The organism is Pseudomonas sp. ESBL9, assembly GCF_036668715.1.
GTDB classification, from domain to species: domain Bacteria; phylum Pseudomonadota; class Gammaproteobacteria; order Pseudomonadales; family Pseudomonadaceae; genus Aquipseudomonas; species Aquipseudomonas lundensis.
This window is the reverse complement of record NZ_JAZEVV010000008.1, coordinates 95,216-121,630: the sequence shown is the minus strand read 5'-3', so window position 1 is coordinate 121,630 and position 26,415 is coordinate 95,216. Positions and strand designations below refer to the sequence as shown.

General features: G+C 56.9%; 26 protein-coding genes and 2 pseudogenes. 21 read left to right on the top strand and 7 right to left on the bottom strand.

The features are described from left to right. Nucleotides 1-30: 30 nt before the first annotated feature. Nucleotides 31-963 (bottom strand): annotated as a pseudogene (locus tag V6F78_RS22500) (methyl-accepting chemotaxis protein); the annotation flags it as partial. Between the two features lie 470 nt (nucleotides 964-1,433). Between V6F78_RS22500 and V6F78_RS19865 the strand changes: the two are divergent. Further along, nucleotides 1,434-2,156, top strand: a complete 723-nt coding sequence (locus V6F78_RS19865) for a histidine phosphatase family protein (protein ID WP_047295486.1) — start codon at nucleotides 1,434-1,436, stop codon at nucleotides 2,154-2,156. A gap of 5 nt (nucleotides 2,157-2,161) precedes the next feature. Here V6F78_RS19865 and V6F78_RS19860 read toward each other — a convergent pair whose 3' ends face one another. The 5 genes from V6F78_RS19860 to V6F78_RS19840 all read right to left on the bottom strand — a co-directional run bounded on the left by V6F78_RS19860 (nucleotide 2,162) and on the right by V6F78_RS19840 (nucleotide 5,323). Continuing rightward, complete coding sequence (locus V6F78_RS19860) at nucleotides 2,162-2,761, bottom strand: DUF2589 domain-containing protein (protein WP_048377402.1); 600 nt, start codon at nucleotides 2,759-2,761, stop codon at nucleotides 2,162-2,164. Nucleotides 2,762-2,826: 65 nt separating this feature from the next. Beyond that, nucleotides 2,827-3,477, bottom strand: coding sequence for a DUF2589 domain-containing protein (locus V6F78_RS19855; protein ID WP_047278530.1), 651 nt, complete (start codon nucleotides 3,475-3,477; stop codon nucleotides 2,827-2,829). An 81-nt stretch (nucleotides 3,478-3,558) separates the two neighbouring features. Then, the gene (locus tag V6F78_RS19850) at nucleotides 3,559-3,942 is read right to left on the bottom strand and encodes a transcriptional regulator (RefSeq protein ID WP_047277622.1); all 384 of its coding nucleotides are present in this window, start codon (nucleotides 3,940-3,942) and stop codon (nucleotides 3,559-3,561) included. A 202-nt stretch (nucleotides 3,943-4,144) separates the two neighbouring features. After that, nucleotides 4,145-4,654 (bottom strand): hypothetical protein, encoded by a 510-nt coding sequence (locus tag V6F78_RS19845; RefSeq protein WP_047295483.1) that lies wholly within the window; start codon nucleotides 4,652-4,654, stop codon nucleotides 4,145-4,147. A 225-nt stretch (nucleotides 4,655-4,879) separates the two neighbouring features. Then, a complete protein-coding gene (locus tag V6F78_RS19840) occupies nucleotides 4,880-5,323 on the bottom strand; it encodes a TM2 domain-containing protein (protein WP_047278526.1) in 444 nt (147 codons plus the stop codon). 291 nt (nucleotides 5,324-5,614) lie between these two features. On the opposite strand from V6F78_RS19840, the gene V6F78_RS19835 reads away from it, so the two are divergent. The 16 genes from V6F78_RS19835 (at nucleotide 5,615) to rfbC (ending at nucleotide 20,002) form a co-directional block, all read left to right on the top strand. After that, the gene (locus V6F78_RS19835) at nucleotides 5,615-6,628 is read left to right on the top strand and encodes an ATP-grasp domain-containing protein (RefSeq protein ID WP_047295640.1); all 1,014 of its coding nucleotides are present in this window, start codon (nucleotides 5,615-5,617) and stop codon (nucleotides 6,626-6,628) included. Nucleotides 6,629-6,670: 42 nt separating this feature from the next. Next, a complete protein-coding gene (locus tag V6F78_RS19830; protein WP_332728027.1) occupies nucleotides 6,671-7,810 on the top strand; it encodes a trypsin-like peptidase domain-containing protein in 1,140 nt (379 codons plus the stop codon). A 77-nt stretch (nucleotides 7,811-7,887) separates the two neighbouring features. After that, nucleotides 7,888-9,024 (top strand): phosphoribosyltransferase domain-containing protein, encoded by a 1,137-nt coding sequence (locus tag V6F78_RS19825; RefSeq protein ID WP_047295601.1) that lies wholly within the window; start codon nucleotides 7,888-7,890, stop codon nucleotides 9,022-9,024. Next, a complete protein-coding gene (locus tag V6F78_RS19820; protein ID WP_047295603.1) occupies nucleotides 9,014-9,772 on the top strand; it encodes a trehalose-phosphatase in 759 nt (252 codons plus the stop codon). The genes V6F78_RS19825 and V6F78_RS19820 overlap by 11 nt, the downstream gene beginning before the upstream one ends. After that, nucleotides 9,765-10,859 carry a cysteine protease StiP family protein gene (locus V6F78_RS19815; RefSeq protein ID WP_047295604.1) on the top strand — a complete coding sequence of 365 codons (1,095 nt, stop codon included), beginning with the start codon at nucleotides 9,765-9,767 and terminating at the stop codon, nucleotides 10,857-10,859. Before V6F78_RS19820 ends, V6F78_RS19815 begins: the two co-directional genes overlap by 8 nt. Continuing rightward, complete coding sequence (locus V6F78_RS19810; RefSeq protein WP_047295607.1) at nucleotides 10,859-11,818, top strand: HpcH/HpaI aldolase/citrate lyase family protein; 960 nt, start codon at nucleotides 10,859-10,861, stop codon at nucleotides 11,816-11,818. The genes V6F78_RS19815 and V6F78_RS19810 overlap by 1 nt, the downstream gene beginning before the upstream one ends. Beyond that, nucleotides 11,815-12,489: an HAD family hydrolase gene (locus V6F78_RS19805; RefSeq protein WP_047295609.1), complete on the top strand. Its 675-nt coding sequence runs from the start codon at nucleotides 11,815-11,817 to the stop codon at nucleotides 12,487-12,489. Before V6F78_RS19810 ends, V6F78_RS19805 begins: the two co-directional genes overlap by 4 nt. Before the next feature lie 76 nt (nucleotides 12,490-12,565). Next, entirely contained in the window at nucleotides 12,566-13,156 is a 591-nt protein-coding gene (locus V6F78_RS19800; protein ID WP_047277603.1) for a TerD family protein, read from the top strand. Then, the gene (locus tag V6F78_RS19795; RefSeq protein WP_047295611.1) at nucleotides 13,153-14,352 is read left to right on the top strand and encodes a TerD family protein; all 1,200 of its coding nucleotides are present in this window, start codon (nucleotides 13,153-13,155) and stop codon (nucleotides 14,350-14,352) included. Before V6F78_RS19800 ends, V6F78_RS19795 begins: the two co-directional genes overlap by 4 nt. 66 nt (nucleotides 14,353-14,418) lie before the next feature. Then, nucleotides 14,419-14,868 (top strand): tellurite resistance TerB family protein, encoded by a 450-nt coding sequence (locus tag V6F78_RS19790; protein ID WP_047277599.1) that lies wholly within the window; start codon nucleotides 14,419-14,421, stop codon nucleotides 14,866-14,868. A 7-nt stretch (nucleotides 14,869-14,875) separates the two neighbouring features. Beyond that, the gene (locus V6F78_RS19785; protein WP_047277597.1) at nucleotides 14,876-15,922 is read left to right on the top strand and encodes a TerC/Alx family metal homeostasis membrane protein; all 1,047 of its coding nucleotides are present in this window, start codon (nucleotides 14,876-14,878) and stop codon (nucleotides 15,920-15,922) included. A 27-nt stretch (nucleotides 15,923-15,949) separates the two neighbouring features. Then, nucleotides 15,950-16,525: a TerD family protein gene (locus V6F78_RS19780; protein ID WP_169839444.1), complete on the top strand. Its 576-nt coding sequence runs from the start codon at nucleotides 15,950-15,952 to the stop codon at nucleotides 16,523-16,525. A gap of 39 nt (nucleotides 16,526-16,564) precedes the next feature. Then, complete coding sequence (locus tag V6F78_RS19775; RefSeq protein WP_047278509.1) at nucleotides 16,565-17,143, top strand: TerD family protein; 579 nt, start codon at nucleotides 16,565-16,567, stop codon at nucleotides 17,141-17,143. A gap of 448 nt (nucleotides 17,144-17,591) precedes the next feature. Continuing rightward, nucleotides 17,592-18,107 carry an Hcp family type VI secretion system effector gene (locus V6F78_RS19770; protein WP_047295617.1) on the top strand — a complete coding sequence of 172 codons (516 nt, stop codon included), beginning with the start codon at nucleotides 17,592-17,594 and terminating at the stop codon, nucleotides 18,105-18,107. A 468-nt stretch (nucleotides 18,108-18,575) separates the two neighbouring features. After that, nucleotides 18,576-19,460 (top strand): glucose-1-phosphate thymidylyltransferase RfbA, encoded by an 885-nt coding sequence (rfbA, locus tag V6F78_RS19765; protein ID WP_047295619.1) that lies wholly within the window; start codon nucleotides 18,576-18,578, stop codon nucleotides 19,458-19,460. Continuing rightward, entirely contained in the window at nucleotides 19,460-20,002 is a 543-nt protein-coding gene (gene rfbC / locus V6F78_RS19760; RefSeq protein WP_047295621.1) for a dTDP-4-dehydrorhamnose 3,5-epimerase, read from the top strand. The genes rfbA and rfbC overlap by 1 nt, the downstream gene beginning before the upstream one ends. A gap of 14 nt (nucleotides 20,003-20,016) precedes the next feature. Here the strand turns inward: rfbC and V6F78_RS19755 are convergent. Continuing rightward, nucleotides 20,017-20,552, bottom strand: a pseudogene (locus V6F78_RS19755) (phage integrase central domain-containing protein); the annotation flags it as partial. 615 nt (nucleotides 20,553-21,167) lie between these two features. Between V6F78_RS19755 and V6F78_RS19750 the strand changes: the two are divergent. The 4 genes from V6F78_RS19750 to V6F78_RS19735 are packed head-to-tail and all read left to right on the top strand — an operon-like array spanning nucleotide 21,168 to nucleotide 26,401. Further along, the gene (locus tag V6F78_RS19750) at nucleotides 21,168-22,667 is read left to right on the top strand and encodes a type I restriction-modification system subunit M (protein ID WP_332728026.1); all 1,500 of its coding nucleotides are present in this window, start codon (nucleotides 21,168-21,170) and stop codon (nucleotides 22,665-22,667) included. Beyond that, nucleotides 22,664-23,704 (top strand): virulence RhuM family protein, encoded by a 1,041-nt coding sequence (locus V6F78_RS19745; protein ID WP_169876941.1) that lies wholly within the window; start codon nucleotides 22,664-22,666, stop codon nucleotides 23,702-23,704. The genes V6F78_RS19750 and V6F78_RS19745 overlap by 4 nt, the downstream gene beginning before the upstream one ends. Continuing rightward, nucleotides 23,697-25,211 carry a type I restriction-modification system subunit M gene (locus V6F78_RS19740; protein ID WP_169876942.1) on the top strand — a complete coding sequence of 505 codons (1,515 nt, stop codon included), beginning with the start codon at nucleotides 23,697-23,699 and terminating at the stop codon, nucleotides 25,209-25,211. The genes V6F78_RS19745 and V6F78_RS19740 overlap by 8 nt, the downstream gene beginning before the upstream one ends. Further along, entirely contained in the window at nucleotides 25,208-26,401 is a 1,194-nt protein-coding gene (locus V6F78_RS19735; RefSeq protein ID WP_169876943.1) for a restriction endonuclease subunit S, read from the top strand. Before V6F78_RS19740 ends, V6F78_RS19735 begins: the two co-directional genes overlap by 4 nt. Nucleotides 26,402-26,415 lie beyond the last annotated feature (14 nt).

The window sequence follows — 26,415 nt, the reverse complement described above, 5'->3', positions numbered from 1 at the left end:
GCGGATGCCGCCAATCAGCTCGCGCAGGGTGGTGCCCATGCGCGCAATCCCTTGTTGCAACACGCCCAGGTCATCGCGGCGGGTGACGCGCAGGTTGTGGCTCAGATCGCCTCCGGCAATTCGCTCCACGACTTCCAGGGTTTCACGCAGCGGGCGGGTGATCTGGCGGGTGATGATGACGGCGGCCAGTATCCCGAACAGCAGCACCAGCAGCGTGCTGACCAATTGAATGGTGTTGGCGCTGGCGCTTTCGTTGTCGCGGCGCTCCAGTTGGAGGGTGTACAACGCATCGCTGCGATTGAGGATGCCCGACCCGTAGTCGGTCATTTCCTTGCGCATGTCAGTGATGGTTTTGTCGGTGTCGGCGTAGACCTGCAAGGCGTGCTGATAGTGCGCCAACGCGTCATCCAGGGTGCGAAGGGTCTCAGGAGCGCTGGCGACGAAATAGGTGTTGAGCGCCGTCAGGCTGGCAATCGCCTCGTTGAGTTGCTGGCGTGCGGCCTGCTCGTTAGCGGTGGTCTGGGCGGCGATGTAGGCGCGGACTTGGTAGCGGGCGACGAGGAATTTTTCGCGAACGGTGGTCAGCGTTTCCAATTGCTCAAAGCGATCCTGTTCACTGGCACTGCTCTGCATGACGCGGCTTTTCAACAGGTCCATCGCGTCGCGCGCGACATTCGAGTACTGGTCCATTTCATCGCGAGACACCGCCGATTCCACATACGCTTTGCGCATGGTGACCAGGGCCGATTGGTACTGTTTGATGATCTCGTGCTGTTCGTTAAGCAGCTTGAGGTTTTCCGGGCTCTTGAACGATGCAATCAGCTGTTTTTGCTGCACCACAAAGGCGTCCAGATTGGTCTGTACGTTTTGCGCAGCGGTTTCGTCGCCATCGGTGAGCATGTACTGCAAGCGCGCCACGCGCAGGTTGGTCAATGAACTGTTGAGGCGGGTGATGTCGCTCATCCAGTTACTGCGGTCGATCAGCTTGTCCAGGCTGAGCCAGTCGCTGATGGCCATTAATAACGTAAGGGTCAACACCAGGCCAAAGCCCAGTGCGAGTTTCATGTTGACGCTGATATTGCTCAGCCAGCTGTTCATGCGTTCCTCCAGGAACCGTTCGCTTCTTGATCGAGATTTCGCTGGAGAGTCTTGTTGTTCTGGCCCAGCAGAAGGTGTATTGGGCTGTATCGGCGGCAGGGCGCAGAGCTGAAACGCTTTTTTAAACGGCTCGATAAGCGGTCAGAAGCCCTTTAAACAGTGGGGGAAAGGCCGCGCGCTCACGTTTTTTTTCACATCGGTTTCACCGATCCCCGACGTGCCTGTTTTTAGACTTCTGTTCAGTCGGCTGATGGCCTGTGCGTGCAAGGATCTGCCTTGTATCGAGGGCTTATTGGCCTGTTTCAGTTAATGAGTCCCACAGGGGTAGTGCTATTTTGACGCCAAGTCTCGGCCTTACCGACGTTAAAGGTTTCCCGCTGCGGCGTGTGTTCGCCCGTTACCGCAATGCCTGGGTGGTGCTGGCCGCCAGCGTGCTGACCATCGTGCTCACCGTGCAGTTGCTGGCGCCAGCGGCGGCGCCTAATCTGGCCCAGACGCGCCACCTTGACCGCGTGCAGGCGCTGACCCTGAGCTGGGCCCAGGGCGACGTGATTGCGCTGGTGCGTCATGTTGAGCGCTGCGACCGGTCCATTGCGCCGTGCCTGGGACCTGTCGATGGGGTAACCGTGCGCGCCACCGACACCGCCCGCCAACTGGGTGCCGACTTTCAGAAAATGGGTCTGCAAAACGTGGACATCTACAGCAGCCCGCTGACCCGAACCCGGCAGACGGCCGGTTTTATGTTCGAGCGGCCGGTGCAGGCTCAGGATTGGTTATTCAACTGCCGTAGCACCTTGTTGAGTGATGCCCTTAAGCACAAGGTGGCGGGGCGCAATCTGGTGCTGGTCACCCACAGCGAATGCATGGACCAATTGGAGCAGTCGCTGCACGTGGCCACTGACACCACCTTTGGTTACGGCGCATCGCTGTTTATTGAGGTTCGCGCTGCAAACGCGCCGCCCAAGATGCTGGGCTACATCGAAACCGGCGACTGGGAGCGCATCCTGCCGAGGGTCGTGGCCGGGCTGCACCGCAGCCTTGAAACCTCCAGTTTCTAAGCGCTTCACGGCTCGCTCAATACACCCGGCGACCGGGGCGCACCGGACGAAACCCCTGGCGAGTCGTTACGCACCGGGCTGATGAGTTGGGTGTATTCCTCGATCATGCGGTGAATCGACTCGGGAGGATCGCACGCGCGAAATTCCATGCTGATGTGCATCTCATCGGTTTTGCGGGGGTGATGGTCGTTTTTGTCACCGCCAAAGGTGACGAAAAACTGCGCACAGTCCAGCTCACCGTTCTCCAGTGCGTGGCTGGCCTTTTGCTGCTCGGTGGCGTGCATGCGCACCGACAGATCCACCTTCATCGCTTCCAGCGCCAAACCGCGCGGTGCCACGAGCGTCACTAGCGGTACGCGCAGGGTGTGCTGTTCATCCAGCGCTACGTCGACCATTTTGGCTTTCATCGGGGTTCCCAGGTCGTCAATGTCGTAGTCGAAAAACTGATCGAACAGTTTGATGTATTGCTGCGCCACCAGGTGTTGGGTGGCCGCAGCGGCTTGCTGCAAACCCCGGGTAATGCTGCTCAGGTCGCAGGCGGCCATGGGTTGCTTGCGTGGGTCGGGCAACGCCAGCGGCTCTTTGTGGCGATTGAAAAGCGCCATGTTTCACACTCCTTGGTGTGGGGGTAAGCGACCCCGTCGCCAGGGGCGGGGCCACGTCCAGAGGGTTATGCCTGGGTGTGTGCAGCCGGTGCGCCCGGCGCGGGCAAGACCCCGGCGGTCGGCAGGGCATCCAGATGCTGCGCGGTCGCGTTTGGCATCACGATGGGCTTGGTGGCGGCATCGGTGAGGAAGTCGATCACCCGCATCAGCGCTTCGGGCGGGCCCTGACGCACCACCCGGGTGCTGATGGCATACCGCGCACGGGTATCGGTCTTGCGGGTTTGCGACGACGTGTGACTGGCCGACCCCTTGATCGACACATTGAACGGCCCCCAGCCCATCGACGCGGCAAAGCTGCCTTCGCCGCTGGTTTGCTGGGTGCTTTCGGCTTGCTGACTGATGGTCAGCTCGAAATCGATGTTGCCTTCTTCAATGGTGATGTTCGGGTGACTGATCGCCGCCAGCAGCGGGATGCGCATGTGCTTGGTGACGGTTCCCTTGTAGACGCCCTGGTCGTCCACCAGCGTTTCGTCGTAGTCAAACTGGACCGAAACCGCTTTGCCTTCCTGAATGCACACGCCCATGAGGAAGTCGGCGTACGACTTGCTGGCCTGCACCTGCGCCTGAATCATGGCCTGCAACGGGCCCGCAATCATGCGGTCCAGCGGCAGTGCGTTAATCACTGAGCCAATCAGGCCTGAATCGATGTGTGACATGGTCAATCTCCGTATTGAGGTGCGCGAGGGTGCGCAATGTCACTGTAGGGGCTCGCCCAGGAGCCGTTCAGCGGGAACCGATTACCGTGGAATCGGGGTTTCGAGGCGGCGGATATTGCCGATCTGGCGCAGGCTCAGGCCGTACTTGTCCGCCAGCCTGCTGCGCGACAACCCTTGGCAGGTTTCCTGCTGGATATGCTGATTGCGGATCTGGCGGCAGAAGTGATCGGCCTTGGGGATTTCCAGCGCCAGCCCGGCAAACCGCTTGATCAGTGCGCCCAGTGCATCGGGCGGTAAGATCTGCGACAGCGAGGTGCGTTCGGCGTGTTTGGGGATGTACTTGGGCCTGCCGCCAAACTCGCAGGTCAGTCGGTAGGCATGCTCCAGCCCCACGCAGTCGATGAGCGCTTGCAGCGAGTGGGGCAGTTGGCGAATGTTGACCAGGTTGAGGTCGTTGACGTCCATTGTTCGGTCCTTGGAATCTTAAGTGTCCATTTGGATACTAAGGACGCGTGCCACCCCCTTATAAGTAGGAAATGCACCCCTTGCAGATAGGAATTATTACCAAGTGATATCAGGTTTCACCTGAGCGCTGCACGGCGATTTTCCCTATTGCACAGAGGAAGCGGCATGCCCGACCTGGGTGGCCGGGCGTCGGGTACAGGGCTTATTTGCCGTTGAGTATGCGATCCCAGTTCTGCTCGTCAGGCAACCGCTGTTCGCTCAATTCCCGGGCGACGTGGTTTTCGATATCGACTGCGCTGAGCGTCTTCTCATCCAGCCATGGCCAAGGGGCATCGGCGTCACGCAAGTCGAGCTGATTGTTCAGTTGCTGGCAGGCGAGGGCCAGCAGGTGCAGCAAATTCAATTGGCTGGCGAGGTAAGGTTTTTGCTCAATCGGGGTGCGGCTCAGAAAGGCGGTGACTTCGCTGGCTTCATTGCTCGACAGGTCGTTGCTGAGCACGCTCCACTCAATGACGCCGTGATCGGACGTGTTGCGGTTGGCCTGGGCAGGGTCGGCATACACCTCGACGGTGAGCGTCACTGTTTTCTGCTTTTCAAGCTGCTTGATCAAGTAGTCGGCAAGGGGGGATTTGCGCAAAAACGCCGTGGCGGTGTTAAAGGCCCACTGAGCGTCGTAGTCGCTGAGGGTTTTGCTGGTAACGGAAAGGGTCATGGCAGGCTCCTTGACGGGTTGAAAACAGCGTCAGTGGAGCGTAGTCAATTCGCCGCGAAGGGCCATGCCAAGTCAGGTTCTATTGCGCTGGATCATCTTCGCGCCCATGGGAGAGAGGGCGTCGAGCGGTACAGGCATGAGGGGGTGTCATCGTGGTGCGAGGCTGTGCCATGGGACGCAGCCTCGCGCTGCTCGTCAGCGATTACAACGCGTCAGCGTGATGGCTTAGAACCAAGGCTTGCGGCCAACCACGTAGGTCTGTTCGAAGTCTTCGTCGGTCTTGGTCAGGTAGATGATGAATTCGATGAAGGCGATCAGGCCGATGATCATCGAAGGCACGCCCAGCAAGATGAAGCCGAACAGGAACACCAACAGCATGATGATGCCTTGGGCGTTGTAGCCCAGATAAAACTTGTGCGCACCAAATGCACCCAGGAAAAACGCCAGCAGGGCCGCCGGGATTTTTTTCGAGTTACCGGAGGCTGCCGGGCCGTCCAGGAAGATGGCTTCGGCGTTGCTGGCATTGGCGGAAAAATCCACACGGCTGCCTGCCTTTGGCAGTACTGCGCTTTTCCATTGATCGACGCTGAACGCGTAACGGTTGCCGTCATCCGCCGAGATGGTGCCGGTGCGACTTGCCGAGTTGAACTCAAGAACCTTGCCTTTCATGTACTGCTCCTTGTGTTCCCCTCATTAAACGAGGGGTAGATAGATGAGTTGCTGCTAAGTCTGTTCCGGGCAAACGGCGCTCTTAAACGCGGACAGGTTTAAGGCCAATTGGCGACCGCACACGCGTCGGTCAGAGCTAATTAATGCCGAATGTTTCAAAAAGGGCGGCAATTGGAGCATGTGCAGTAGTGGCATTTCAATAGTACTGTTCAGAAGCGTTCACATTGAGGTGAGCTGGCGTAGAATTCCGCGCTTAGTGTGTCTCTCCTCCATGTGTACCAAGGGATGTCCATGATCTGGTTTCTTGAAGGGCAATCCAGCCAGCGCGACGTGATTGCGGGCGCCCGTGCGGCATTGCCTGAACGTATACAAATTGTGGCCTCGCATCGCCAGAGCCGCCCCGAAATTACTGGGCTGGCGGATCTGGCCCTGCGCGAGCCGCAGGACAATGAAGCGCGCATCGCCTGGGTCATCGACACCGCACGCGCCCATGGCGTCAAGGTCGTACTGGCGGGTCGGGTGGGGCACGTTTATGAAGCCCACCGGGCTGATTTTGAGCGGGCCGGGCTGGTGCTGGTCACGGGCACATTGAGCCTCGACACCTTCGATCGGGTCGACGACAAGTCGGTGTTCACCCGCGAGGCATCGGCGGCCGGACTGGCCTGTATCCCTGCAATCACCGTGCACACCCAAGCCGAGCTGGAAAGCGCCTACGCCCAGTTGTCCCGTGACGGGCAGGTGTGTGTGAAACCCACGCGCGGTATTTATGGCCAAGGGTTCTGGCGTGTGTCGGAAGACGTCGACCCGTTTCGCAGCTTCGCCAACGCTGATTCCCACGAGGTGAATCTGAATGTCTTCGCGCAGGCGTATGGCCAGTCCGAGCAGCCCAAGCCACTGCTGGTGATGCCCTATATGCCGGGCAGTGAGTGCTCGGTGGACATGGTGTGCGAAGCGGGCAAGGCCGTGGCGTTCGTCGGGCGGCGCAAACAGGGCTTGATGCAAACGTTCGAGCGCGACAGCGATGCCGTGGAACTGGCCATCCGGGCGGCCGAACATTTTGGCTGCGATGGCATCGTCAATGTGCAAACCCGTGATGACGCCAGCGGCCAGCCGCATTTGCTGGAGATTAATCTGCGTTATTCAGGTGGTATCGGTTACACACGAGAAACCGGCGTCAACCTGCCGGGAATTTTCGCCACCCGACGTCTGAATCTGCCGCAACCATTGGGCGTATGGCGTGACGATGTGCAGGTCAAGGCCATTACGGTGGCCGTTTCGGTTCGTGGGGAAGAGCTGTTAAGGTGAGCGCCTCTCATTAAGCGTACTGGCACAGGGGAATCAAGGAAGATGAAATTGATGCCGGGAGGCAATGCGCCTCTGCAATCGGTGCGTTGTGAATTTAACCTGGTTTGCGCGCGGGCCGGGGCGCTGGGCGATTACGCCGGGCTGGCCTTGCTGGCGCTGGATAACCAGCGTCAACTGGTGACTGAACCTGCGCTGCTGCATCAGCCCCAGCCCTGGGTGCAATGGCACGACACCTGTGGCCTGGCCAAGTTTGGCCTGGCGCTGGATCAACTGCCCGCCACCTGCGAGCGCGTGCTGCTGGTGTTGTATGTGTACGGCGCGCTGGGGCCGCTGCGTGAGCTGGGTTCATTTGAGCTAAGCGCCGAAGATCAGATCGAACATGGCCTGTCGCTGACTGATTTCGGCGACAGTGCGATGGTGATTGCCGAGGTGTACCGTCGCCAGGATCAATGGAAACTTCGCGCACTGGTTGAAGCATCGGCTTACGGTTTGAGTGCATTTGTCCGACGCCTGGGCAGCAGTCTGGATGATCGCCACCCGCAACGGGTCAGCACCGATGCGCCTGCCACAGACGCTCGACAAAGCGCGACTGGCACCGGGTTTGCGGTCAGTGCGCAGCATATTCTGACGTGCGCCCACGTGATTGAAGGTTTGAACCATTTGTACATCGCCTCGTTCGAGGGCCGTTTTCAGGCAGAAGCCGTGGTGGTGGATCGCACGAATGATCTGGCGCTGCTGCGGGTCAGTGGTGCGCCGCCTTTCAACCCGGTGACGTTTCGTGACGGCATTGGCTGCGAGCTGGGCGAAAGCGTCGTCACGTTGGGCTTTCCGCTGGCCGGGCTGGCGGGCGGCGGGGTGCAAGTCTCCCAAGGTGTGGTATCGGGGCTGTTCGGTCTGCGCGATGATGCCAGCCTGATGCAGTTCACCGCACCGATACAGCCGGGCTCCAGTGGCAGCCCGGTGTTTGACCCGTACGGTCTGGTGGGCGGGTTGGTCACGTCCAGCATGGCAGATGCGCAGAACATGAATTTTGCCGTGAAGGCTGCGCTGGTGCTGGCGTTTCTTGAGGCCGCCCGCGTACCCGCTCAGCGCGGGGGCAGTGAACGCGCGTTGAGCACACCCGAGCTGGTTCGGGCAGCGCAGTCCGGTTTATGGCGGATAGACGCCAGCCATCTCCAGTAACGATTTCGTGCTTGTCATAACCCGTTGACTCGCGAATCGTCTCTCACTTTTTTTGTATTTCCAGGTAATCAATTTTAATGAATAGCGGTAACCCCCTGACCGGCTCCAAGGCTTTGCATGCAAACCTTAAGCGTGGTCGTCTTGAGGTAGAGGTCAATGCATCGACCTTTGACCCGGAGGCACTTTTTAGTTTCGCTGAACGTCGTAATCCCAAGCGCGCTTTTTTGTTTGTTTCCCGTGTGCTCGGTCGCCATATACCGGCGCGTCCTTCGTTGATGGCTGACAGTTTCAACGCCCTTGCGGCAAAAATTCCTGCGGACTTACCCGGGCCAGTGCTAGTGATCGGTATGGCTGAAACAGCCGTCGGCCTTGGCGCCGGTGTGCACAGAGCCTTGAGCCAGACTCGCGATGACACCGTGTACCTGGTCAGCACCCGTCACCCGACCGGCAGTCAATTGTTTGCCCGCTTTGAAGAAGAGCACAGCCACGCCAGTTCGCATTTGCTGCACCTGCCCGCTGATGCGGTCACCCGTGAGCGGATGATGGCGGCGCGCTCGCTGGTGCTGGTGGATGACGAAGCCTCCACTGGCAATACCTTTATCAACCTGTCCAAAGCCTTGGTGGATGCCGGGCTTACGCGCATTGAGCGTCTGGTGACCGCGACCCTGACAGACTGGTCGCAAGACGCCGTGCGTCACGCGATGGGCGATCAAGTGACCAGTGTCTCGTTGCTCGACGGTCGCTACACGTTCCACGAAGATCCCACCGCTGATTTGCCGGACATGCCTGAAGTGGGCAGTGTTGCCCAAGGTGACTGGCCGCTGGACCCGCGTCGCGACTGGGGCCGCATGGGGGTGAGCGAACACCGCGATACGCTGGCGCCCGACCTGCACGTCACACCCGGCGAGCGCATTTTGGTCGTGGGCACCAGTGAGTTTGTGTGGCGTCCCTTTTTGCTGGCCGAGCGCCTGGAAAAGGCGGGGGCTGATGTGCATTTCAGTTCCACCAGCCGTTCGCCGATTGCCCTGGGCCATGCCATTGACCATGCGCTGTCTTTTTCCGATAACTACGGGCTGGGCATTCCTAACTTTTTGTATAACGTCGCCCCCGGCCAGTTCGACCGGGTGCTGATTTGCAGCGAAACGCCGGCCGCGGCCGTCGACCCGGCGCTGGTCAGCGCGTTGAATGCGCAGGTGATCGTTGATGACAACTAATCGTCCGCTGGTGTTCGTCGATCTTGACGACACCCTGTTCCAGACCGCCCGCAAAATGGGCGATGAGCCCCGTTTTACCGCCACGCTCGACGTTGACGGGCAGCCTAACGGCTTTATGAACGCCACCCAAAAGAGCTTTGTAGAGTGGCTGTTGGCCACCTCTGATGTGGTGCCGGTGACGGCGCGCAGCATCGAAGCCTATCAGCGGGTGCAGTTGCCGTTTGCCCATGGCGCGGTGTGCGCCCACGGAGGCGTGATCCTTGCCGCCGATGGGTCGCTGGACGCCGCCTGGCATGCACGCATGGGCGACTTGCTGGCGCAGGAACAAACCCGTTTGCACCAACTGAGCGAGCACACCCTGGCCATTGGCGCCGAACTGGGTTTTTCGCTGCGCGGCTGGGTGGTGGAGGAACAGGGGCTGGCCCATTACGTCGTCACCAAACACAACAACGAAACCGACGACGCGCTGCTGGCCGTGCTGGCCGAGGTCAAGGCGCGGGGTTTGCTGGACGGTTTGTATGTGCATGGCAATGGCAACAATCTGGCGTTTCTGCCGCTGGCGCTGCAAAAGCGCGAAGCCGTACGCGAATGGATTCGTCGCGATCAGGCGGTCAATGGCAAGCGGCCGATGCTGGGTTTTGGCGACAGTGTGTCGGACCTGGGGTTTATGGCCGAATGCGACTGGTGGGGCACGCCCCGTCGTGGGCAACTGGCCAGCCATGTGATGGCGAGTGTTGACCATGCGTGACGCGTTTGACGGTTTAACCACGGTAGGCAGTGGCAGCTATGCCCCGGATGACGTGCATTTCCTGTTGCGGGCGATGGACATCGACGTCACCGACGTAGAGGAAAAAGAGCGTCTGATACAGACCCGACAGCGCCACTATTCGGAAATGATCAGTCAGGAACACCCGCCGTCTGACACCCACAAAAGCCTTTACCTGCAAGCGCTGGCGCAAAACGGCGCACGCATGGCCGCCGATGTTCAGTCATTGGCCCTGGCCCTGAATGAGCGGTATCAGGGTTCCTCGATTGCGCTGGTGTCGTTTGTGCGCGCCGGGTTGCCATTGGGCGTACTGCTGCGTCGGGCGCTGGTTGACATGGGTCGCGACGCGCGGCACTACGGCATCAGCATCATTCGTGACCGTGGCATCGACAGCGTGGCACTTGAAGCTATCATCAAGACCCACGGCGCCGAGAACATCGTGTTCGTGGACGGCTGGACCGGTAAAGGGGCGATCAGCGGTCAGATTCGCGACAGCCTGGCGGGTGATGCGCGTTTCCCGTCCGAGCCGCGTCTCGTGGTATTGGCCGACCCGTGTGGTCGGGCGTGGTTGTCGGCATCCGCCGAAGACTGGTTGATCCCCTCGGGCATCCTGGGGGCCACCGTGTCGGGGCTGGTTTCGCGCTCCATCTGGCCAACTGATCCGGGCCTGCACGGGTGTGTGGTGTATGGGCATTTGGCCGAGCACGACGTGACGCAGGCATTTATCCACAGCATCGAACGCGAGCGCGCGCTATTGACGCCTCAGGCACCGGCCCTGCCGTGGACCTGCGAGCAGGCACATGCGTTGCAACACTCAGCCGTGGCTGCGGTCGAACGTATCTCGACGCGGTTCGGGGTAACCAACCCCAATCGCGTCAAACCGGGCATTGCCGAAGCCACGCGCGCGGTGATGCGCCGCGTGCCGGACCACGTGCTGGTACGCAGCCGTGACGATCAGGATGTGCAATTGCTGATGCACCTGACCCGTCAGGCCAACATTGACGTCGAAGAGGCAGGCGATGAGCTGGGGCCTTATCGGGCCGTGACCGTGATCAGGAGTGTTCGTTGATGATCAGACATTCCGCTTATGCCTTGGGCGCCACGCTGTATATGCCCGCCACCCGTGCGGACATTCTGGATGTGGTGTTTGGCGAGAAGATTCAAGGGTTGCGCTCATTGGTGGTGTGCCTTGAAGACGCTGTCGCCGAGACCGACGTGCAGCAGGCGCTGTCCAATCTCAAGCATCTGTTATTGGGGATAGAAGCCCGGGGCGGACGACCGTCCGGCGGGCCGATTCTGTTTGTTCGCCCGCGGGATGCGCAAATGGCGGCGGTGCTCAACGAGTGGTCGCTGATGCGTCACGTCGATGGCTTTGTGGTGCCCAAATTGCGCCTGAGCAACATTCGTCAATGGCAACAGGCCGTTACCCGTCACGAACTGATGCTGATGCCGACGCTTGAAACCCCGGAGGTGTTCGATCCGGGGGCTATGGTGGAACTGCGTGACGCCATGCTGGAACAGTTGCCGGGACGTATCATCGCCCTGCGCATTGGCGGCAATGACCTGATGGGCTGCCTGGGCTTGCGGCGCAGCCCGGCCCTGACGCTTTACAGTACGCCCATGAGTTATGTGATCCCGATGTTGTGCGGGGTGATGGGCGCGGCGGGTTTTGCGCTGACGGCGCCGGTGTTTGAACAGCTCAATACACCGCATCTGCTGGAGCAGGAGCTGGCATTGGACATGGCGCACGGGCTTGTGGGTAAAACCGCGATACACCCGTCGCAAATCACGGTTATCCACAAGGCGTTGCAAGTCACCCTTGAAGATTTGAACAGCGCACGCCAAATACTCAGTGAGTCGGCGCCCGCGGTGTTCAAGTTCAACGACGCCATGTGCGAGCCGGCAACACATTACAAATGGGCGCAAACCGTTATCGAACGCGCTCATTGGCAAGGGGTTCGCACAGAGTGCGGTAATCCTTCCGACACTTTTGGAGGCAGCCTGAGATTGGCTGAATGGGTAGGTTGAACAACGTTTTAAATAAACCGGTTACAAATAAACAGGTGCTGTCGGCGTTCGACTTCGACGGCACGCTGACGTATCACGACAGTTTTGTACCGTTTTTACGCTTTGCGTTCGGCAATCGGCTGTTCGCCATGCGTCTGTTCCGGATGATTCCAGCGACGCTCAGCTACTTGCTGGGTCAGATTTCCCGCAACGACCTGAAGGAAAAGCTCATCACGGTCTATCTGACAGGTGCCAAAGTCGCGTGGGTTGAAGAGCGTGCTGAAGCATTTTGTGACGTTTCGTGGCAGCGGTTAATGCGGCCTTTGGGCTTAACATCTGTCGCCCATCAACAAGAGCAGCAAGCGCTCGTGACCATTTGCTCGGCATCGCCTGAGTTGGTACTCAAACCGTTCGCCAAAAAATTGGGTATCGGCTTGATCGGCACTCAACTGGAGGCGGTAAACGGCGTGCTGACCGGCGAAATCAGCGGCACTAACTGCCGGTGTGAACAAAAAGTCATCCGTCTGGAGGCGCAATACGGGCCTTTGGACCAATACACATTGCGCGCCTGGGGTGACACCCGGGGCGATGAACAAATGCTCGGCGCCGCTCAAGAGCCCCACTGGCGTGAATTTCATGCGCTGTGGCGCCGCAAGCGGCCGCTTGACGTGTGCTTGCGTGAAGAACTGTAAGCACTGCTCGTCATATACAGGCGTTAGATTAGGTTAAACAGCACGTTGTGCATCGATGCAGACAAGGAGACGCTTCATGGCCATTTCGCTGTCCAAGAACCAAACCATTTCCCTCGAAAAAGAAGCCGGAACCGGTCTCAAGAAAATCCGCATGGGCCTGGGCTGGGACCCGGTCAAACCCAGCGGTTTTTTTGCCAAGCTACTGAATAGTGACAGCGCCATCGACCTGGATGCGTCGTGCATCGTGCTCGACAGCGACAAGCAATCGCTGGACCTGGTGTGGTTTCGCGAACTCAAGTCCAAGGATGGTTCCATCGTCCACTCGGGCGACAACCGCACTGGCGAGGGGGACGGCGACGACGAGTCGATTCAGGTCAACCTTGAGAAATTACCCGCCAACGTCAAGCACCTGGTGTTTACCGTGAACTCGTTCACCGGGCAGAACTTTGAAGCGGTCGAGAACGCCTACTGCCGTATCGTCGACGAAGTCAGCGGCAAAGAGCTGGCGCGTTTTGTTTTGTCGGAAAAAGGCCGTCACACTGGCCTGGTCATGGCGAACCTGAGCCGCACCTCTGCAGGTTGGGACTTCACCACGCTCGGAACCGTGGCCAATGGCCGTACTGCACAGGATCTGGTTAACGATGCAGCCAGGGCGGTGCGCGCATGAGCACATTGACGCCGGGTGCCAACACGTCCGTTTCTACGGGCGTGCAAACCGTCACCATCACCTACACCCCGGTTGCGGGCGCTGACCTGGACGTGTCGGCGTTCTTGCTCACCGATACTGGCAAGGTGCGTGGCGACAACGACATGTGTTTCTTCGGCCAGCAAAGCGTCAACAACGGCGCTGTCAAACTGGTCGAATCAGCGGCGGGGCGCACGGTCTTCAGTTTGAACCTGGAGGCGATCGATCAGGCCGTCGAGAAGGTCGCCCTGACGGCCACCATTTACGAGAACAAGGCCAAATTCGCGGCGTTCCCGGTTTTGAACGTGTCGGTCAGTGGCGGCATCGAAGCGCCGATCCCGACCCAGGGCATGCAAGAAACTGCCTTGATCCTGGGTGAGTTTTATCGTCGCCAGGGCGCGTGGAAGTTCCGTTGCGTGGCACAGGGCTTTGCGGGCGGGCTTGCCCCTCTGGCTCAGCACTTCGGGGTGGACATCGCGGCGCCTGCTCCGTCAGCAGCTCCGACCCCCGCACCTGCGCCCGTTGTCCCCCCTGCAGCCCCGGCGCCCGCGTCGAAAGTGAACTTGTCGAAAATCACCCTCGACAAACAGCGCCCGTCGATCAGCCTTGAAAAGAAAGACGGCGACTTCGGCGAGATCAAAATCAACCTGAACTGGAACCGCAGCTCTCAAAACAGTGGCGGCGGCGGTTTCTTTGCCTCGTTGCGCGGCAAGTCGGGCGGTATCGACCTTGACGTCGGTTGTCTCTATGAGATGGAAAACGGCAGCAAAGGCGCGGTACAGGCCCTGGGCAATGCGTTTGGCGATTTCCGTGACGCACCGTTTATCCAACTGATGGGCGATGACCGCACGGGTTCGGTCAGTGATGGCGAATGGCTGCGCATCAACGGTAAGGAATGGCGCCAGATTCGTCGCGTGCTGGTGTATGCATTCATTTACGAAGGCGCACCTAACTGGCAGGCGACGGATGGCGTCATCACCTTGTATATCCCCGGCGAAGCCCCGATTGAGGTGCGCTTGAGTGAAGAGGGTGGCAGCAAAGGCATGTGCGCCATCGCTTTGCTCGAAAACGTGGGTGGTAGCGTGCGGGTCAACCGCAAGGTGGAATTTTTCAAAGGGCATTCAGACATGGACAAAGCCTTTGGCTGGGGCATGCGCTGGGCTGCCGGATCCAAATGAGCGTTCTGTGAATGGCCGCCTGCCGGAGCAGGCGGCGCTCCCTCAATTTCTAACAAGGTAACTCCCATGCTCGAATGGCTGAAAACCAACGCGACGGCTGCCCGCGACAAACTCTCGGCAGAAGTCAGCAAGTTCAAGAACCGTGAATTCATGGAAGCCGTGGTTTCCGGGTGCGCGCTGGTGGCCGCTTCCGATGGCGACATCAGCAGCAGTGAAAAGCAAAAGATGGTCGGCTTTATCCAGAACTCGAATGAGCTGAAGGCATTTGACGTGAAAGACGTCATCAAATCCTTCAACGCCGTGTGCGAAAAATTCGAATTCGATCAACAGATCGGCCGTGCCGAAGCACTGAAGTCGATCGGTCAATTACGTAAAAAAGAAGATGCTGCGCGTCTGCTGGTGCGCGTGTGCTGCGCCATCGGCAGTGCTGACGGCAACTTCGATGAAAGTGAGCGGGCTGCTTGCCGCACCATCTGCAATGAGCTGGGGCTGAACCCTGGCGATTTTGATCTCTGAGGACATCATGGAAAACACGGCAATTGGCTTTCCGCCAACGACCATCGCGGTATTTGTGGCTTTGGCGGTCATTGCTCTGGCAATTGACCTGTTCACGCACAAAAGCGATAAACCAGTCACGCTGACCAATGCGGCCGTCTGGTCGATCTTTTGGGTGCTGATCTCCCTCGCGTTTGCGGGTTACTTGTACTACGCCCACGGCCCGAGCGTGGCCAGCCTGTTCGTGACCGGTTACGCGCTCGAAAAAGTGCTCAGCGTCGATAACCTGTTTGTGTTCATGGCGATTTTTGCCTGGTTCAAAATACCGGACGCGCTGCGTCACCGTGTTTTGTACTGGGGGATCATCGGCGCCATTGTCTTCCGTCTGATCTTCGTGGCTATCGGCACGGGCTTGCTGGCGTTCGGCCCATGGGTCGAAGTGCTGTTCGCCGTGGTCGTGGCCTGGACGGCGATCATGATGCTGCGTGGGAGCGAAGACGACGAAGACGAGGATTATTCCCAGCACATTGCTTACCGGTTTGCGAAAAAACTCTTCCCGGTTTGGCCGAAGCTGCACGGGCATAATTTCTTTGTTTCACGCACAGAGCTTGAAAAAGAGATCACGAAGCCGCAGAACAAGGGAATGACCCTGGTGGGCAAGGGTGCTTTGTTCGCAACACCGTTGTTTTTGTGTGTTGTGGTGGTTGAGGTGTCGGACATCTTGTTCGCCTTCGACTCCGTACCGGCCGTGATCGCCGTGAGCCGCGAACCGTTGATCGTGTACTCGGCCATGATGTTTGCGATTCTGGGCCTGCGGACCATGTACTTCGTACTCGAAGCCCTGAAGCGCTACCTCGTTCACCTGGAAAAATCGGTTATCGCGCTGTTGTTCTTTATTGCCGGCAAGCTGGCCCTGAACGCTACCGATCACCTGTTTGGCCATGGCATCAGCATCGATCCGAACACCAGCTTGATCGTTGTATTGGTGGTATTGGCCATAGGTATCGTGGCCAGCGTCATCTTTCCCGGTAAAGATGAAGAGCAATCTGACGTCAAAAACGACACGAACGCTTGATCGCATATTTATTAAGGAGAATCACTCATGGCACTTTCCCTCTCTAAAGGCGGCAACCTGTCTTTGACCAAAGAAGCCCCAGGGATGACCAAGGTCCTCGTTGGACTGGGTTGGGATGCCCGTTCCACGGATGGCCAGGATTTCGACCTGGATGCCAGCGCCTTCCTGCTCAAGGCTGACGGCAAGGTACGCGCCGATTCCGACTTCATTTTTTATAACCAGCTTAAAAGTGTTGATGGTTCGGTAGAGCACACCGGCGACAACCGTACCGGCGAAGGCGACGGTGATGACGAGGCGATCAAGGTCGACCTGTCAAAAGTGCCGGCTGAAATCGACAAAATCGCGTTTACGGTGACCATTCACGAAGCTGAAGCCCGGCGTCAAAGCTTCGGTCAGGTGCGCAATGCGTTTATCCGCATTGTGAACCAGGACACCAACGTCGAGGTGGGACGTTATGACTTGGCTGAAGACGCCAGCACCGAAACAGCGATGATTTTTGCCGAGCTTTATCGCCACGGCACCGAATGGAAATTCCGTGCGGTAGGCCAAGGTTTCAAAGGTGGCCTTAAGCCTCTCGCTGAAAGTTTCGGTCTGAAATTTTAATTGTCACCCCACCAACTCTCTCTATAAGGGTCCACGAACATGGCAGTAAGTCTGAGTAAAGGCGGTAACGTTTCCCTGACTAAAGAAGCCCCCGGTCTAACCGAAGTGGTTGTAGGTCTGGGTTGGGATCCACGTGTAACGGATGGTACGGAGTTTGACCTCGACGCCTCGGTATTCATTCTGGGTGAGAATGGCAAAGTGCTGAATGACGGCAGCTTTGTGTTTTACAACAACAAGACGTCGCCGGACGGCAACGTTGTGCACCAGGGTGACAACCGTTCGGGCGCGGGCGATGGCGATGACGAACAGGTCAACGTGAACTTGGCCGGCTTTGCACCGGAAACCAAGAAGCTGGTGTTCGCCGTCACCATTCACGACGCCGATGCACGCAAGCAGAGTTTTGGTCAGGTTTCGAACGCGTATATCCGTGTTCTGAACAAAGCGGATGGTAAAGAAATTGCGCGCTACGACCTGAGTGAAGATGCATCGACCGAAACCGCGATGAATTTCGGCGAGCTGTATAACCATAATGGCGAGTGGAAGTTCAAGGCCATCGGCCAAGGCTATGCGGGTGGCCTGGCGGCCCTGGCCTCAAGTTATGGCGTTAACTTGGGCTAAAGCGTTGAGTTAATTAAAAGGCTCTTTCCGGAAACGGAAAGGGCCTTTTTTATGCGGTCGCGAGGAGGGTGTCATCGGCTTGGTCGTGGGTGTCAGTCAATCAATGACTTCGGGTGTAGGCGTCTTGAACGCTCAAACGTAGCTTCTTCGACATCCCTCATTTGCGCAACTTTTCGTACTGCAAACCGGCTGTTTTTTACCGGCCTCGAGTTCGTCGAGTCTTTATAAACAGGGCCTGCAGCCTGTTGCGCCATTAATTGCAGAGGAGTGAGCCAATAGTTGCGCAATCGAAGGCATCAAGCGTCTGTACATATGAGTTTTTAGTTGCGCACAGCTTTGAAACCCCCGATGCATAAGGGGGTCAGCTGTTCTGGCACAAGTCTTGGATTACAGGGGCACCTGCAAACAGTATTCGCAGGTTTACCCTATGGATCCCAAGGAGAGAGTTATGGCTACGCCAGCGTATATGTCCGTCACCGGTGAAAAACAGGGGTTGATCACCAATGAAGCCTTCACGGCAGATTCAGTGGGGAACTCCTATCAGGAAGGGCATGAAAACCAGGTCATGGTCCAGGCGTTCAGTCACCAGGTCATCATTCCCCGTGACCCTCAATCGGGTCAGCCAACCGGGCAGCGCGTTCACAAGCCTGTGTGTGTTACTAAGGTTTTCGACAAGGCTTCTCCATTGCTGTGGGCGGCACTGACATCAGGTGAGCGCATGAGCGAGGTTGTCATCCAGTGGTACAGAACGTCTGCCAATGGCACTCAGGAGCATTACTACACCACCAAGCTTGAAGACGCGATCATCGTTGAGATCAATGGGTACATGCATAACTGTCAGGACCCGGAAAATGCTCATTTCACGCACCTGGAGGACGTGCATTTCACGTATCGCAAAATCACCTGGACGCACGAAGTGTGCGGCACTTCGGGTTCGGATGACTGGCGCTCGCCGAGTGCCTAAAGCTCGGGCTTCGCTCTAGCTTGTTATCGGCCCGTACAAGGGCCGATAACTGCCTCAAAATGGATGTCATGTTTTCACACCAGCGGTTCAATCAGCATCCTGAGACAGGCCCTCTCAAAGCCCCCCCCTTTTTTCGGTCAATCCCCTCCGATAACCTGTTGAATTGGCATAAAAAGAAGCCGACCCACTACGTTGCAGGTATCCTGCCTGCCGCACCTCAATGGCTCTGTGTTTCGCAGGATTCTCAGCAGCCTCGATTTTTTTATCGATTTTTTCAGCGTTACAGGTTGCGACAACGTCGCAGTCGGCCATTGTGTATTAGGCTTACCGGCACGCAATGCCCAGTGAGTCGTCCTGTGGATCGCTGGAGGGGACGCGACTTGATGTCCGCAAGGATCCTCTCGTCGAGGCTTGGCATTCGACAAGATGGTGTGGGACGGATGCTCACCGAATGTGTAGGAATTAAACATGCTCAAGCGTAAAGGGATCATTTTGGCTGGCGGATCTGGCACCCGCCTTCATCCGGCGACATTGGCTATTTCAAAGCAGCTATTGCCGGTTTATGACAAGCCGATGATCTATTACCCGCTCACAACACTGATGTTGGCCGGGATTCGCGATATTTTGATCATCTCGACGCCGCAAGACACCCCGCGTTTCTCTCAATTGCTGGGCGATGGCAGTCGTTGGGGCCTGAACATAGCGTATGCCGTGCAAGATTCACCCGACGGCCTCGCACAAGCGTTCATCATCGGCCAGGACTTTATTGGTAATGACCCATGCGCCCTGGTGTTGGGCGACAACATCTATCACGGGCACCAGTTCAATGAACTGCTGCACAGCGCCATGCTGCGTGAGACAGGCGCCAGCGTGTTCGCTTACCACGTAAAAGACCCGGAACGCTATGGCGTGGTGGAGTTCGACAAGCAGGGCAAAGCCATCAGCCTTGAAGAAAAACCGCTCCAGCCCAAGTCCAACTATGCCGTGACAGGCCTGTATTTCTACGACCAGCAAGTGGTGGACATCGCCAAGAGCATCAAGCCGTCAGCCCGTGGTGAACTGGAAATTACCGATGTCAATCGCATCTACATGGAGCGGGGCGAAATGTCGGTTGAGATCATGGGGCGCGGTTATGCCTGGCTCGACACCGGCACGCACCAGTCACTGCTCGAAGCGAGTCTTTTCATTGCCACGCTGGAACACCGCCAGGGCCTGAAAGTTGCCTGCCCTGAAGAGGTGGCGTTTCGACAAAAGTGGATCAGTGCCGAGCAACTTGAAGCGCTCGCTGAGCCGCTGTGCAAAAACGATTACGGTCATTACCTGAAACGCCTTCTGCTAGAGAAGATCTACTGATGAAAACCACCCCTCTGGACATACCCGACGTCGTGCGATTCGAACCCAAGGTCTTTGGGGATGATCGCGGGTTTTTCTTTGAAAGCTTCAACCACCGCCAGTTTGAAGACGCCATCGGGCGCTCGGTGCAATTTGTTCAGGACAACCACTCCCGCTCCGTGAAAGGCGTTCTGCGCGGCCTGCACTATCAGCTTCACCGCGCCCAGGGCAAATTGGTACGTGTGGTTCACGGCGAAGTATTCGACGTGGCCGTGGATATCCGGCGCAGCTCGCCGACGTTCGGCAAATGGGTAGGCTCGTACCTTTCCGCTGAAAACAAGCACCAGTTGTGGGTGCCAGAAGGGTTTGCCCATGGTTTTGTCGTGCTGTCCGACAGCGCAGAGTTCCTCTACAAAACCACAGACTATTACGCGCCCGAACACGAGCGTTGCATCAGTTGGAATGATCCTCAAATCGGCATCGACTGGCCCCTAAAGTGCGAGCCGGCATTGTCCGGTAAAGACCGTCAGGGCAAGTGCCTGGCGGACGCAGACGTTTTCTAGGATCGCCCCAAGGTTTAACCGCGGTCAGCCGCCGGTGGCGAGCCGGGAGACGCTTGTTTAACCAAGTCCCCCGGCTTCCACGTCTGATCAAAAAACGCCTGTTGCGGGCCGCACAAACGCACGATGACCAGAAAACCTTTATCCGGCAGGGTGCGAATCCAGTTTTTACCTGGCCCCGGCGCCTACCACATTCATAGCCCTGCCCGGGCTGTCCGAATAGACAGAAGTTAAAGAACCCCACGCGTTGTTCCAGATTGGTAAATGTGCCGCTGGACTGGAACTCATTGATGCGTCGGGACAGTCGCTTCACCGTCACTAGGCTGCCTTTGCCTTCGATGGGGCGAAGGCCCTTGATGATCATGGGGGAGGTGACGTCTGCGAGGGCAATGGTGTTGAGGCTTAGAAAACTATGCAGGGTGAGCGCGTGCCTGATGTCTTCGGCGTAGGCTGGGGTGACCAAGTGTTTGTTCAACTCGAACTTGGCAATAGCCACATTCTCTGACGTGTGTTCCGACTGTGCTCGCTTGGCTTCGTTATCTGCCCTGCGCTGGCGGTCGGCCAGGTGGTGGGTTTACGCAGGCATGGAGAGCTACTTCTGACACCGTTGTGGTATTCCAAACATTGGCACCAGCACGCTTGGGATACCAAAAGGAGCGGAACTCAAATGGCCTCTCTTGAAGCCAGTAGCCCCGAAGCTCTTGATTTTTCTGGATTCCAGGCACAAAAAAAGACGTCCGTGGACGTCTTTAGATGATGAAGTTGTGGGCCGGGGTAATTTGAATCCGTTTTATAAGTTATTGGTTTATAAGAATTTATATGGGTTTAAATTTTATTTTGGAATACCAATCGGAATGCGGAGTTCCGCTTGACCACCTGTTTGCATTCGATCTGACCAGCATAGGCCGGGGATGTCTACCGGAGCAGGGGTAGTCCAATCTGCCAATACATCGAGTACTAGCAAACCGCATGATGCATGGGCGGTAGAGGTATTCGCAGCCTGGCAGTATTAGAGATATCTCACGCCGACACAGCTTGCACTAACCCACCTCATCGCCCCTTGCCACCACGCCAGGGGCCCCCTGCTCAGTGATCTCCAGTACACTTACCCCCATCTCTAGCCTGCCCCAAGGCAGGCTACCCGAACGGCTGCACAAGATTTTTAAAAATGACCCTGATTAAGCTAAAAGACCTTGAAGCTCACCTATGGCACGCCGCTCATATCATCACCGGCCCCATCGACGCATCTGACTACAAGACCTACATCTTCCCGATCCTGTTCTTTAAACGGATCTGCGATGTCTACTACGAAGAGTTTCAGGATGTACTGGCCAAAGTCGGTAGTGCTGAGCTGGCGCGGGAGAAGATCTTCCACCGGATTCAAGTGCCTTTGGGCTGTCATTGGGATGACGTTTTCGCCAAATCCCACGACATCGGCAAGGCGCTTAAAGATGCCTTCCTAGGCATTGAGCAGGCTAACGCTCCGTTACACGGCATCTTCGGTGACGCCAACTGGACAAATAAAGATCGGCTGCCCGATGAATTGCTCGCCACACTGCTCAACCACTTCAACCAGGTCAATCTTGGGGTGGCCAGCGTTCGTAACGACGACATGGGCCGCGCTTACGAATACCTGATCAAACGCTTCGCCGACAAAGCCAACAAGAAAGCCGGTGAGTTCTATACCCCGCGCACCATCGTGCGGCTAATGGTCAATATCCTCGATCCCAAGGCCGGTGAAAGCGTTTATGACCCAGCCTGCGGCACCGGTGGCATGTTGTTGGAGACCATCCACCACGTTCGTGAAAACGCTGGTGATCCCCGCTTACTGAAACTCAAGGGTCAGGAAAAAAACCTGACCACCGAAGCCATTGCCCGCATGAACCTGTTTCTCCATGGCCAGGAAGACTTCGAGATCGTGCGCGGCGATACCCTGCGCGAACCCAAGTTCCTGATCTACGACCGGCTCGAAACCTTTGACTGCGTGATCGCCAACCCACCATTCAGCCTCAGCGAGTGGGGTCATGAGCAGTGGGCAGCAGACGCTTACAGCCGCAACAAATATGGCCTGGCACCGAAGACCAACGGTGACTTCGCTTGGGTGCAACACATGTTTGCCTCCCTTAACGGCAACGGGCGTATGGCAGTTGTGTTGCCCCATGGCGTGCTGTTCCGTGGCGCGGCAGAGGGCAGAATCCGCACCAGCCTGCTCAAGGAAAACCGCATTGAAGCCATCATCGGCGTAGCCCCCAATCTGTTTTACGGCACCGCTATCCCGGCGTGCATCCTGCTACTGCGCAAGCAGCGTCCTGATGAGCATCGTGACCATATTCTGGTCATCAATGCCGAGGAAATATTCACTAAAGGCCGTGCGCAGAACACCCTGAGCAACGCCCAGGCGGATCAGATCTACCAGACCTATCTGGAGCAGTATCAGCAAGGCCCTAGTGCCAAAGCACTGGACGGCGTGGCACGCTGGGTGCCATTGAGCGAAATCGCGGAAAACGACTTCAACCTGAACATCGCCCGCTATGTGCAAAAGCCGCTGGAAGAAGAGACCATCACCGTCGAAGAGGCGCTGAAGGACTTCCAGCAGAAGCTGGCTGCATTGGAGCAGGCTGAACAGGAACTTGAAGAACTATTGATCAAGGAAGGGTTTGAGCTATGAGCACGGATGATGCCGACAGCAACACCTCGCAGTTCATCATCTACCAGAGCGAAGACGGCAAAACCCGGCTGGATGTACGCTTTGTCGATGAGACGGTTTGGCTCACCCAGGCCCTGATGGCAGACCTATTCAGCACCACGCCAGAAAACGTGCTGATGCACCTGAAGAACATCTTCAGCGAAGGCGAGCTTGATCAAAATGCAACCACTAAGGATTTCTTAGTAGTTCGCCAAGAAGGCACGCGCCAGGTAAAGCGCAGCCTCAAGCACTACAACCTGGACGCCATCATCTCTGTGGGATACCGCGTGCAGAGCCACACGGCCACTCGCTTTCGCCAGTGGGCTACTCGGCAACTGCGTGAATACATCGTCAAAGGCTTTGTGCTCGATGACGAGCGCTTGAAAAACCCCGATCAGCCCTTCGACTACTTCGAAGAGCTGACGCGGCGCATCCAGGATATTCGCACCAGCGAAAAACGCTTCTACCAGAAGATCACCGATATCTACGCTACCAGCGTCGATTACGACCCCACCCAGGACGCCAGCATCAGCTTCTTCAAAACCGTGCAAAACAAGGTGCACTGGGCGATTACCGGGCAAACCGCAGCCGAGCTGATTCACCACCGCGCCGACAGCAGCAAACCGCATATGGGCCTCACCAACTGGCGCGGTGCAAAAGTGCGCAAGCAGGATATCGCCAACGCCAAGAACTACCTCACGGCAGACGAACTCAGCGCCCTCAATAACCTGGTCGAGCAGTACCTAGTATTTGCCGAGGGCCAGGCCATGCGCCGCATTCCCATGTCCATGGCCGACTGGGTGAAAAAGCTCGATGGTTTTCTGACCCTGAACGACCGCGACATTCTCGACAACGCCGGCAAGATCTCCCACGACATGGCCAAACAGCATGCCGAGACGCAGTACGAGCTGTTTCATCAGCAGCGCCAGCAGCTCGATACCGCTAACGCGGATAAACGCCTTGCCGACCTGAGCCAACTCGCTCACCAGCTATCAGACAAGACCCGCAAAAATGATTGAGCAACAAAAACACCAGGCTTCCCGCCTAGGCAAAAAGAAACTCGAAGACCTGCTCTGGGGAGCCGCCGAGTTTCTCCGCGGGCAGATCGATGCTTCCGACTACAAGCAGTACGTGTTTCCGCTGCTGTTCTACAAACGCCTGTCCGACGTTTACCTCGAAGAGTATGTCGAGGCCCTGGAGGTCAGCGAAGGCGACGTGGACTACGCGGTTATGCCCATGTTTCACCGCTTCCATATTCCCCAGGAAGCGCGCTGGGAGAAGGTGCGCCACACCAGCAAGAACATCGGCGAAGCGATCCAGAATGCCCTGCGCCTGATCGAGACCCACAACGAACGCCTGCACGGCGTATTCGGCGATGCCCAGTGGACGAACAAAGAGCGCCTGCCCGACCACCTGCTGGCTGACCTGATTCAGCACTTCAGCAAGATCCCTCTGGGCATCAAGTCCGTGGCTCAGGACGACCTCGGCGAAGCCTACGAATACCTGATCAAGAAGTTTGCCGACGACTCCGGTCACACTGCCGCCGAGTTCTACACCAACCGCACCGTGGTGCACCTGATGACTCGCATCATGGGTTTGAAGCCAAGTGAAACCGCCTACGACCCCACCTGCGGCACTGGCGGTATGCTGCTTAACGCGGTGATGGACCTGCGGGACGAAGGTAAGGAATGGCGCAGCGTCAAACTCTATGGTCAGGAAGTGAACCTGCTCACCTCCGCCATCGCCCGAATGAATATGTTCCTGCACGAGATCGAAGAGTTCGACGTGCTACGCGGCGATACCTTGGCCGAGCCTAAATTTATCGAGGGTGATCAACTCAAGCAGTTCGACGTGATCTTCGCCAACCCGCCGTACTCCATCAAAAAATGGAACCGCGACAAGTTCGCCGCCGATCCCTATGGTCGCAACCTCTATGGCGTACCGCCCCAGGGCTGCGCGGACTACGGCTTTTACACCCATATCATCAAAAGCCTGAAACCCGACACCGGCCGCGCGGCCATGCTCTGGCCCCATGGTGTGCTGTTCCGCGACTCCGAGCAGTCCATCCGTAGGCAGGTGATCGAGTCCGACATTATTGAAGCCGTGATCGGTCTCGGCCCAAACCTGTTTTACAACTCGCCGATGGAATCCTGCGTGGTGGTGCTCAACTGCAACAAGCCAGCCGAGCGCAGAGGCAAGATTCTGTTTATCAATGGCGTTGAGCATGTCACCCGTGAACGCGCCCATAGCCGACTCTCGGACGATGACCTCGCCGTGTTATCCGAGGCCTATTTGGCACCTGACAAGCATCCGGCCATTACCGCGCTGGTAGATGTCGAAGCGATTCGTGAGAACCAGCACAATTTGTCTATTCCGCTTTATGTGCAGGCCCGCATTGATGAAGAAGTGCACGATGTTGAACATGCCATCGAGGTCTGGAAAATCAGTCGAGTTCAGCTGAAAAAGCAGACCAGTAAATTGTTTAAAAGCCTCGCAGAGTTGGGGTATGAGGTGAGTAGCACATGACAGCGCAGCAGTTACCCGAAGGCTGGCAGATGGTGAAGTTTGGTGAAATTGCTAACCACATTTCCAAGCGCGTAGAGCCCAGTGAAACCGAACTGGATATTTATGTGGGCTTGGAGCATTTGGACCCAGATAGCTTAAAAATCAAACGTCACGGCGTGCCCAGTGATGTAGCCGGGCAAAAGCTGCTGGTAAAAAAGGGGCAAATTATTTTTGGTAAGCGCCGGGCTTATCAACGCAAGGTTGCAGTAGCGGATTGGGATTGTATTTGTTCTGCGCATGCGATGGTCTTGGAGGCGAACCGCGACAAGGTACTTCCAGAATTCCTTCCATTCTTTATGCAGTCCAATGCATTCATGAACCGTGCGGTAGCCATTTCAGAAGGATCTCTTTCTCCTACGATTAAATGGAAAGGCTTAGCAGATCAACTCTTCCTCATTCCTGACTCTGACGGACAAAAAAGCCTAGTAACTGTCATGAAGGCAAGATTGCACGCCATTGGTGCTGTGGAGAATGCTATCAATGATGCCAAGAAACTTTTAGAAACCCTGCTAAAAGATTGTGTGTGCAACGGGGTTACCGAAAGAAAATCGGAAAATCTCAAAGTTGATGGTTGGTCTCTAAAAAAATTAACTGACATCGCGAGCTACCAACTAGGCCGTGCGTTTCCGTCGACTGACTATGCAGGCTCTGGAATTAAATTGCTTCGCCCCGGAAATCTTTATGAAACGGGAATAGTTCAGTGGTCTGATTCCGACACCACATATCTGCCAGAAATATATAAGACAGAAAGTGTCGATTATATTGTAAGAGGCGACGAGATAGTGATGAATTTGACAGCACAGAGCTTGGATGATGGATTTCTCGGCAGGGCCTGCATTACGCAGCCAGGCGAAGAGTGTCTACTAAATCAGCGGCTAGCAAGAATTTCACCAAAAAAAGGTATTGACAGAAAATATTTGTATTGGGCGCTTCAGAGCAGGCTGGCTCGCGAGTATCTACATCGAGTCCCAGTCGGGACTAAAGTTAAACATCTATACAACTCAGAGCTTGAAAATATCCCTCTATTTGTCCCTGACTGCGAAGATATTCAGCGAGGCATAGCGGAGAGTATGAGCGGCCTTGCAAACTCCATAAGCCTTCTTCTGGAGAAAAGAAAAAAACTAATGAACCTTATGTTTTTCGATAAATAAATACTGAGGATGAC

What these genes read in the sequence shown, in the direction of transcription:
- V6F78_RS19840 (WP_047278526.1), bottom strand. Translation starts at nt 5,323, where the DNA reads ATGAAAGGCAAGGTTCTTGAGTTCAACTCGGCAAGTCGCACCGGCACC.
- V6F78_RS19745 (WP_169876941.1), top strand. Translation starts at nt 22,664, where the DNA reads ATGAGCACGGATGATGCCGACAGCAACACCTCGCAGTTCATCATCTAC.
- V6F78_RS19845 (WP_047295483.1), bottom strand. Translation starts at nt 4,654, where the DNA reads ATGACCCTTTCCGTTACCAGCAAAACCCTCAGCGACTACGACGCTCAG.
- V6F78_RS19740 (WP_169876942.1), top strand. Translation starts at nt 23,697, where the DNA reads ATGATTGAGCAACAAAAACACCAGGCTTCCCGCCTAGGCAAAAAGAAA.
- V6F78_RS19790 (WP_047277599.1), top strand. Translation starts at nt 14,419, where the DNA reads ATGCTCGAATGGCTGAAAACCAACGCGACGGCTGCCCGCGACAAACTC.
- V6F78_RS19850 (WP_047277622.1), bottom strand. Translation starts at nt 3,942, where the DNA reads ATGGACGTCAACGACCTCAACCTGGTCAACATTCGCCAACTGCCCCAC.
- V6F78_RS19855 (WP_047278530.1), bottom strand. Translation starts at nt 3,477, where the DNA reads ATGTCACACATCGATTCAGGCCTGATTGGCTCAGTGATTAACGCACTG.
- V6F78_RS19820 (WP_047295603.1), top strand. Translation starts at nt 9,014, where the DNA reads ATGACAACTAATCGTCCGCTGGTGTTCGTCGATCTTGACGACACCCTG.
- V6F78_RS19780 (WP_169839444.1), top strand. Translation starts at nt 15,950, where the DNA reads ATGGCACTTTCCCTCTCTAAAGGCGGCAACCTGTCTTTGACCAAAGAA.
- V6F78_RS19810 (WP_047295607.1), top strand. Translation starts at nt 10,859, where the DNA reads ATGATCAGACATTCCGCTTATGCCTTGGGCGCCACGCTGTATATGCCC.
- V6F78_RS19860 (WP_048377402.1), bottom strand. Translation starts at nt 2,761, where the DNA reads ATGGCGCTTTTCAATCGCCACAAAGAGCCGCTGGCGTTGCCCGACCCA.
- V6F78_RS19815 (WP_047295604.1), top strand. Translation starts at nt 9,765, where the DNA reads ATGCGTGACGCGTTTGACGGTTTAACCACGGTAGGCAGTGGCAGCTAT.
- rfbA (WP_047295619.1), top strand. Translation starts at nt 18,576, where the DNA reads ATGCTCAAGCGTAAAGGGATCATTTTGGCTGGCGGATCTGGCACCCGC.
- V6F78_RS19775 (WP_047278509.1), top strand. Translation starts at nt 16,565, where the DNA reads ATGGCAGTAAGTCTGAGTAAAGGCGGTAACGTTTCCCTGACTAAAGAA.
- V6F78_RS19825 (WP_047295601.1), top strand. Translation starts at nt 7,888, where the DNA reads ATGAATAGCGGTAACCCCCTGACCGGCTCCAAGGCTTTGCATGCAAAC.
- V6F78_RS19795 (WP_047295611.1), top strand. Translation starts at nt 13,153, where the DNA reads ATGAGCACATTGACGCCGGGTGCCAACACGTCCGTTTCTACGGGCGTG.
- V6F78_RS19770 (WP_047295617.1), top strand. Translation starts at nt 17,592, where the DNA reads ATGGCTACGCCAGCGTATATGTCCGTCACCGGTGAAAAACAGGGGTTG.
- rfbC (WP_047295621.1), top strand. Translation starts at nt 19,460, where the DNA reads ATGAAAACCACCCCTCTGGACATACCCGACGTCGTGCGATTCGAACCC.
- V6F78_RS19835 (WP_047295640.1), top strand. Translation starts at nt 5,615, where the DNA reads ATGATCTGGTTTCTTGAAGGGCAATCCAGCCAGCGCGACGTGATTGCG.
- V6F78_RS19800 (WP_047277603.1), top strand. Translation starts at nt 12,566, where the DNA reads ATGGCCATTTCGCTGTCCAAGAACCAAACCATTTCCCTCGAAAAAGAA.
- V6F78_RS19830 (WP_332728027.1), top strand. Translation starts at nt 6,671, where the DNA reads ATGAAATTGATGCCGGGAGGCAATGCGCCTCTGCAATCGGTGCGTTGT.
- V6F78_RS19750 (WP_332728026.1), top strand. Translation starts at nt 21,168, where the DNA reads ATGACCCTGATTAAGCTAAAAGACCTTGAAGCTCACCTATGGCACGCC.
- V6F78_RS19735 (WP_169876943.1), top strand. Translation starts at nt 25,208, where the DNA reads ATGACAGCGCAGCAGTTACCCGAAGGCTGGCAGATGGTGAAGTTTGGT.
- V6F78_RS19785 (WP_047277597.1), top strand. Translation starts at nt 14,876, where the DNA reads ATGGAAAACACGGCAATTGGCTTTCCGCCAACGACCATCGCGGTATTT.